At 51.1% G+C, this 8,665-nt stretch carries 1 protein-coding gene; it reads right to left on the bottom strand.

Translation table 11 applies throughout. The features are described from left to right. The coding region (locus PHV74_13130; GenBank protein ID MDD5095301.1) for a carboxypeptidase regulatory-like domain-containing protein at nucleotides 1–8,543 on the bottom strand (8,543 nt) is incomplete at its 3' end. Nucleotides 8,544–8,665: the final 122 nt, after the last annotated feature.

Genomic DNA, 8,665 nt, shown 5'->3' with positions numbered 1-8,665 from the left:
CCCGTCATTGGATCAACAGTATGGAACCACCATTCAATACGGCCTGTCTCCGGATCGAAAGTCGCTGTGACATCCACGGCAATAGTCATCTCCGGTCTCGCATCTATTCGGGTGTCTATGGTCTGTCCACCGGCAAGCGGCTGATCCCAACTGAGGAATCCCACGCGGGTAAAGTTGAACGTAGAGAGATCGAAGATGTTTGGGTCAAGGTAGTCGTAGATAACGGCATCCTGAGTCGGCACGGGTGCATCAGGTTTGTTCCACATCTCAATCCGATAGGTAAAGGACTGATCTGATGAGACCCAGTGCATTTCGCTACCCGCTGGCGTATCAGGATCATCATAACCCGCGGGTCCCCATTTGTCCTCGGGACTTATGGAGGTTTGGACGTTAATAGTTCCGCCATCTTGATACTCATCGGGGTTGTTAGGAATGTCTTTCTCTGTGGGCTTAAACACTGCCGTTACCGAGCAATCCCGATTCATCGTAATATCTACAACCGGGTAGCCGGATTGCCACGACTCCCACCAAGGTAAACCGATCCATCGATCAAACTCATAGTCTTCCTGTTCTAAAGCGAAAAGGGTCACCCTCGTTCCTTTGAGATAGTGATCCGGGTGATCGTGGATAGAGCTGCCCTCATTTGACTTAATATCTACACTTCCACCTAAAGTAGCATTGGCGATCAGACTAAAGCATGGTTTGTTCATTTCATTGTACTGCTTCAGCTTTGTCTGGTATGCGTTCCAGTCTCTCCAGTATAATATTGTCTGAACATTGCAGTTCTTTAGGTCAGTCATACTTTTCAGAACACTCGCCTCATAAGCTTCACACGCCTGGCACCACTTTTCAAAAAGATTCCATCCCCCAAGCAATCTGCCTACTAATCGGAAAAATGCAGAATTGGGAGCATCGGCGTCGTTCGCTCCGAAACTGTTTAGCACTCTAGCAATCGTCCGCTCCGCATTAGTGAGATTATGCGAGGCGAGAACATCAAAAGGTACCTGGTTGAGACGATCAAGTGCTTCAGCAACGGTCCGCCAAGCAGCCGGAACATCTTGCATTAGGCCCCATACTCCAAACGCTATCGAAAGCGGCTTCCAGGCAATTCCCAAAGCAAGTTTTGTAACAGCTGAATTTATAGCATCGTATTTTTTTGTTTCAATGAGATCTAAATAGAGTTCGACGCTCGAAATCCACTTAGTTTGAAAGTACCAACGATTGATAATCGTTTCTCTCTCTTTTATGAGTGAATCGTAAAGTTCTTTTATTCCCACAATTTCATTACATTTTATGTCTTCAATAGGATTCCGCTGAATAAATTGATTACGATATTCAGCTTCCTCAAGTATCCCACCCCAATTCCATACTGTGGCGGGTGCATCCAAAAGAACTAAGTTGGGTTCGTACCTATCCTTTACGGGAATGTCCCACCAACTGAAGGTTGAAGCGTAAGAAGCAGAGCGCTGTAAAACCTGCGGTGCCGCACTTGACTGCGGTACTGCAGGTGATGAAAATACTGCAATGCGGGTTACCGGAAAGCCGATCTCAAGTGATGTATCACCATTAATCGTGACTGTCCTCTCAACACTCACTTCGTCATACGCAATAATGATTCTGTATGTTCCGTCCCCGAGATCTTCGAATCCAAAGGAACCGTCACTTTCGGAATTCCCAACCGAAACTAAACGACCAGCATAGAACACTTGTATAACCGCATTCGGGACTGCGAGACCCGTGTATTCATCGTGAATAGTTCCGTTTAGATTAAATCCTCCAGGTACAAGCGATACCGTTACAGACGTGGAGGAACTAAGTTGCAGCTGTAATTTGCCCATCATGAATTCGGAAGCTGTAACAAGGAGAGTATAGTTTCCTGTCTCAGCACCGGTGATGTTAAACTCACCAGCGCTGTTAGCCTGCACGACAAAGCCAGGGTCCGAATCGGGGGATGACGAATTGAATAAAAATACTGTAGCATCGACAACTGGCTTACCAGTCACAAAATTAATTATTGTCCCAGTAAGAGTCAATGGGTCTTCTAAACTAACGTCAGAGGCCAGGTGTTGTCCATCGGTCACATTTATTGTCTGAGTATGTCTACCATTTCCGTTGGCATCAACAATCATGAGATACTCACCTGATACAAGGTTCTCTACTGAATAGTTTCCCATCGAATCGCTGGTTGCCTCCAATATTATCGGAGATAGCGTTTCAGCCCTTATGATCCGAATAGTTGCTTCCGCCACAGCTTGTCCAGTTTGATCAGTGACGACTCCACTTAGCCAAGCACTACCGGCTAATAAGTCAAATTGAAGTGGCTCGCTGCCCGAGATGGCAATGAAGGTATCTGAAAACGAAAATTCCTCATGACACACCTGTAATAAATAATCACCTTTTGGCACTTGCTCAAAGACGTACCTTCCAATCTCATCACTGTATTCAGAAGCTATGGCTGTATTGTCAGCGGTTCGCAGAGTTATATGAGCAAATGGAACAGGAGTTATAGCATCGGACGCCGTGAGTATGCCTGACAAACTAACACCTGATGTAAGAAATATGGAAAGGTCAAACAACCCAGCTTCGGTTATATTGATCATTTGCTCTTCAGCAGAATAACCACTTGCAGCAACACGAAGACAATATAGACCAGGGGCAAATTCGTTTGATATAAAGGTACCATCAAGTGCTGTTGTCAAGCGCCTGGGCTCGCCATTGCTCCCTGAAAATGTCACGATAGCATCAGGAATGGGCACGCCTCCGTTGGCATCTGTAATTACACCGGCGACCAAAGCGCCGGTTTCTAGATTGACATCAATTCCGGTAAGCATTTGACCAAGGTCCACAGAACCAGCAACGACTTCCTTGGGCGCAAATCCTGCCGCGCTTAAGTGCAGCGAGTAAGTACCTGCGCATAGCCCAGAAAATATGTAACTGCCGTCATCTGCTGTTACCGTGATTCTCGACACCCCCTCCGAATCCTCTACTACGACCATTGCACCGGCAACCAACTGGCCTATCTGGTCATAAACGGTTCCACTTATGCTTGCCCCCATTTGAAGAGTGATGTCAAGAGTGGTGGCTAGTGGTGCTGTGAGCGTAATCGTTTGGTCGGAAAGCGCCAGAAAACCTTCCCCTCTCGCCGTGACCGTCCACTGGCCGCTCGGCACACCTTCAATGACATAAACACCGTAATCGTCCGTCATAGCCGAATAAGAGTCACCTTCTGCTTGACCTGATAGGATCACCACTACATTTCCAAGTGGTTCAGCAGTCGAAGCGCTGCAAACAGTACCGGTAATGGAAATGCCATACTCGAGCTGGAAGTTCACCCCGTTGTACTCAAGGCCACTGGCGACGCCTATCCCCTCGAAAACTTCTCGCACAAACCCAGTGAAACTGGTACTGATGCGGTAGGTGTCGGCGGGCAACCCTGAGATCCGGTACGATCCATCCGCCGCAGTCGTCACAACCGTCCGGTAGCCAGAGACTTGACCAAAAGCAAAGATAGAAACGCCCGCTAACGAGGATTGATCAGCGGCGTTAAGCACACTTCCGCATATAGTAGCGCCTGCTTCGAGGGAAACATCCAGGTATTTTGTCTCTCCAAGAGTGATCTGAATATAATTAACCGCTTGATCGACATAGCCAGGTGCAGTGGCACGCAGCACGTACGAATCTGCCGGTAATTCATTAAATGCAAAACATCCCCTTTCGTCGGTAACCACTGACCAAGAAAACAAACTATCGCTATTTGTCATCGTAACGACCGTGTCGGCAAGTGGCATACCATCGTTCGCAGAACTAACTATACCGGACAGATGCCCGGCCTCTGTAACGGCAACCAAGGCATTCAGTAGATCGGTACCCGAAGGCAGTTGAAGATCCTGGCCCTCGGCAGATAGGTGTCCGCTTACGCTAATCTTGTATTCGCCGGTATCCAGGCCATAGAGAATAAATACACCTTTAGCATCTGTGACGGCCTGTGCCGCGCTCGCAGTGTTGATTCCTGAGGCGATTATCGTCACGTTAACAAGGGGCAAATTGGATTCCGCGGCGACAACCTTGCCGGCAATCATGCCTGTCGGCAATCCAAAGGCTTGGTCGAGTTCCATGCCAAACAGTTCACGGACTGAATATTCCCGTTTGCCGGCCGCATCCCACCGAGCTGCGTCCTCTCGCAGTTCCTGGGCATAGTCACCCCAGGTTGTACCGATGTCAGTCTTGAGTCTGGCAAAAATAGAATCCCACGTAGCTGCGTCGACGTCAGGCAGGCGAATCTCTTGCTCAAACTCGGCCCAGTTGATTGCTGTATTTGTGCCGTCCGTCGCTGTAGCACCAAGCGAGGAGAGAGAAACGGTTATCGGTTCGGGGCGGAAAGGAACACGGAGCTTGACGATGACCGTCTCGGTCTGACCAGGACGCAGTACCGTGGCCGGACCTTCGCTGCTGAGGCCCATGAAACGGACCGTGGACCCGGTAACCCAGGTGTCAGTACCTGGTAGTTGCCACTCACAATCAGAGACTCCACTGTCTAAAGTCAAGATGGGAGAAAGAATATCAACCGTACCGGGGTTAGTGTAGTTGACAAGTATGTCGATAACCCGCCCCGGCCTGGTTGTTGCAGGCATCGTAAGGCTCGCGCTGAACTGGCTGATGGCCTGAGTTTCAATAGTAACCGCGCCCACTTCGGTCGTAGTAGCCAATCCAGAGTTGGTGACCATAACATCATAGATGCCGGCTGGTGCATTAGCAGCCTTTAAGTCAAAGGTGACAAATAATGTAGTAGCATCCTGGTAATATGCTTCGCCTTGAATCACGCTACCGTCTGATGCATTCAACTCTACTTTGGCGCCTTGCTCGAAATTGTCGCCTTCGATCTTGATCGTTGCCGAACCGGCATTACTTACCAGATTGGGTGAAACCCGGCGGATGTCAAGAACCGTCGAAGCGGCGGTGAGGGTAAAGCCTGTGGGGGAGCCCTGCACCGAGGCGCCGTAAATGCCAATGTAGTATGTCCCTTCGATCGGTGTGGGTATCCGTAACTGCTGGTCCGGACTATTGGGAATTGAAGCAGACAGGTCGAAGGAGTTCAGTGTCGGCGGAACTCCGTAACGCAGGTAGAGCCCTATGGTCCCGGAAGAACTGACAGCATCCAGTTCGAGGCGGACCGTACCTCCCGGTGTCCCCTCGTACCGCACATACGTCCATTGTCCATCTGTCACGGTGCCTGAGACCGGCGTGCCGATGGCGACAACAGGCACGCCGATAGCCAGCGCGTGCGCGGCAATTGCCACGTTGTTGATTTCGGTCGGTTCCACGACAGAGCGTCCGGCGTTAGTACGAACAAGCACATAGTACGGCCCAGAGATGCTGGGAGCCGTTGTCGTCAGACTTTCTGTGTAGGAATCACCAGGAGACAGCATGGATGTGTGTACCCGCTGAACGAGTAGCCGGTCGTCCGAACTGAGATAGGGGTCAGCGGAAAGATATACCGCATCCTGCCAAGTACCGGCGGCATCTATCAGGCCGATGTTTGCGGCAGTCCAGTTGACACTGAACGTTTCACCAACGCTCAAGAATTCTGGAGTCGGATCGGAAACATAGGTTACTGCAAGATCACATGACAGACTGTTCTCCTGTCTTTCGAATGCCCCCATATCCACATATGCCGGGTACCCCGAACCCGTGTTGGAGATTCCCGTGTCATCGTGACGATTCCTGCCAAGATAATCGGTCACAGGTGCCCCAATCCCGCCGGCAGAGTCGATGGCCGGAGAATTAGCTGATAATTCGTAGTTGCCTGCAGTGCAGTCTACGAACAGCGGGTCGGCGTTGATGTTCTTGTTTTCGTCAAATACGGTATCTCCCAGAACAGCTATAAACGTTGAAGCATCGGCTCCATAACAAGTGGAGTTCCGGAGTTCCAAATCCGTGGGGGACTGTATATCCATGATCCCGCTGCCATTGAAGGCAAAAACACAGTTCTCAAATGTGAACATCGTGAATTTTCCTTCTCCCGTGCTATCATTATCCGTGATAGTGCAGTTGCGAAGGATGATCTGGGCGGTGTTCCGGCCTGCTATAGCTTCCCGGTTATGGATAATCAGACAATTCTCCACGATGAGTTCTGCGTAGGCAACGCGAGCGACGACGGCAAGGTCATTATTGCGGAGGATCCCATTGCGCAGCACAGCAAGGCCGGCTGGCGGCTGGTACCAATACCCGGAGTTTACCGCTGCCGATGCATAACGGATTTCAAATCCTTCAAGGGTGCTCGGACTCGATAAATTGTTAAAGGATATGCCATGCCAATCTCCACGAACCGGGATCGACACTGCATCATCTCCGTTCGTATCGCCCCCGATCGTATCGTCTTTGTACGAAGTCAGAATGACAGGACTTGATGTTGTGCCATTGATGTTGAGGACTCCGTTCACTTCGAGGCCGGCAGACGTACCGGCAAATTTTACTATTGTACCTGCCTCGATAGTCAGGGTTGCGCCCTCGGCAATCACAAGATCACTGGCGACGACTATCGTTCCTAAAGCCGGGCTCCAAACCGTATCGCGGCTAATGGGTCCGGAGTAGCTCACCAACACGGTCGCTTGAAAACGATCGTCGATCTCCTCGCCCGCGAGGAGATCCCTGTCCTGATCCAGCGCTTCTCCTCTGTAGTTCAGAATCTGTGGGCCCATCACCATTGTATAATTCCCGAGGGAAAACTGGGAAGCAAACGTGATTGTCAGGGTATCGGAATCGCTCCATTCACAGCCTGTTATTGTCACTGAACCTTCAGGACCGATAAAACTCAAGATATCATCGGCTGGCGCAAAGGTTGTTTGGTCCATGGGTTGGTTGAAATCAAACTGGATACAATCAAAAAGGCCAGGCCAATCATTGGTCGGAGTGTGTCCCGCTACTCGTGGCAGTACCAGAACGTTGATAAAAGTGTCGTCAACGGTAACGTTATTGCTATCATTAGAGTGTTCAAAGACAGCGTTTGCGTAATCGGTCACTACAGTTATCCAGTAAGGGCCTTGAATATCAATATCGGCCGGTAGGGTAACCGTCGCGGCGCGGCTTATAGTCTCTCCGGGCTGGATGGCGCCTGTAAAGAGAACTTGGCTAATGTAATGGTCTAGGCTCCCCGTTGGAGCGTTCGACAGATAGGTCTTGTCCCACCAAGAACCATTCGCTGCAACAGTCCCTTGATTGGTTAGGGTCCAGTAAATGGGGATTTCATCGCCAGCCATGGCTTGCACAGGGGCCGTAATGTCGGAGACAACGAGGTCGGGTAGTGGGGGAACTGTGAGGGGCAGTATTGTGCTCACCCCTGTGTTGTTTGTTTCATTTGATTCCAGTTGGTCGCCATAAGAATCGGTCACTACGATAACGAAGTAACTGCCAGAATCGAGGGTTGCGTCGAGCGGTAGTGTAACAGTCAGGGTTTGAGCATACTCACTGCCTCCTGGGAGGGCGGATCCGTCATGCCGCCAGGAGGTCAATATCCTGTCGTCCGCACTCAGCGTGGCGTCAGGGGATAAATACAATCCGTCATACCAGGAGTTGGTCGTGGCTCCGCTGCCGGCGTTCCGGACTGTCCAGGAGACGTCGATCTGGCCCCCGAAATACATGTCGCCACTTACCGTCGCGGACTCGACTTGGAGATCGAAGGGTGGCAACGTGAGAGTAAGCGCCTCGCTTGCACCTGTGTTATTCGTCTCAACTGATTCCGGTTGGGAATTCGAGCGGTCGGTCTTAACAAGGATGAACCAGGTTCCGGGTTCCGTCGTTTCATCGTGAGGCAGCGTAATTGTGGCGGTAGCCGTGTAAGCGGCGCCGGCAGCAAGGGGAGTTACATCATGCCACTTGGAAGTCAGGTATCTATCGTCCGAACTCAGCGTGGCATCAGAGGAAAGATAAAATCCGTCATACCAGGAGTCTGTCGTTGCCTCGGTGCCTGTGTTCCGCACCGTCCATGTGACGTCAATCTGCCCTCCAAAGTAAGTGTCACCGGTTACGGTGATGGATTCGACCTGGAGATCAAATGGCGGCAGGGTAAGAGTGAGGCTGCCGCTTGCACCTGTGTTATTCGTCTCGGTTGACTCCGGTTGGTAGTTCCCGTTGTCGGCGCTGACAAGGATAAACCAAGTCCCGGTCTCGATTATCTCATCCTGAGGCAACATAATGGTGGCGGCACCAGTATACACACCACCAGCCGGCAGGGCTGACGCTTCATGCCACGAGTCGCCCAAGTACATGTCATCGGGACTCAACGTAGCGTCCCGGGAAAGCCGGATTCCGTCATACCAGGAGTCAGTCGCTGCCTCAGTGCCGGTGTTCCGCACCGTCCACGCGACGTCCATCTGGCCTCCAAAATACATGTCACCTGATACCGTCACGGACTCGACCGTAAGATCGAAGGGCGGGAGGGTAAGAGTGAGGCTGTCGCTTGCACCTGTGTTATTCGTCTCGTTTGATTCCGGTTGGTAGTTCCCGTTGTCGGTCTCGATGAGAACAAAGTATGTCCCCGGCTCCATCGTTTCATCCTGAGGCAGTGTAACGGTGGCGTTACCAGTATACACACCACCAACCGGCAGGTATGACGCTTCATGCCACGAGTCGCCCAAGTACATGTCATCGGGACTCAACGAAGCGTCAG

The sequence above is a fragment of the Dehalococcoidia bacterium genome (assembly GCA_028711995.1).
Classification (GTDB): Bacteria; Chloroflexota; Dehalococcoidia; order SZUA-161; family SpSt-899; genus JAQTRE01.
Note: the sequence above shows the minus strand (reverse complement) of the source record. Positions and strands in the feature narration are given on the sequence as shown.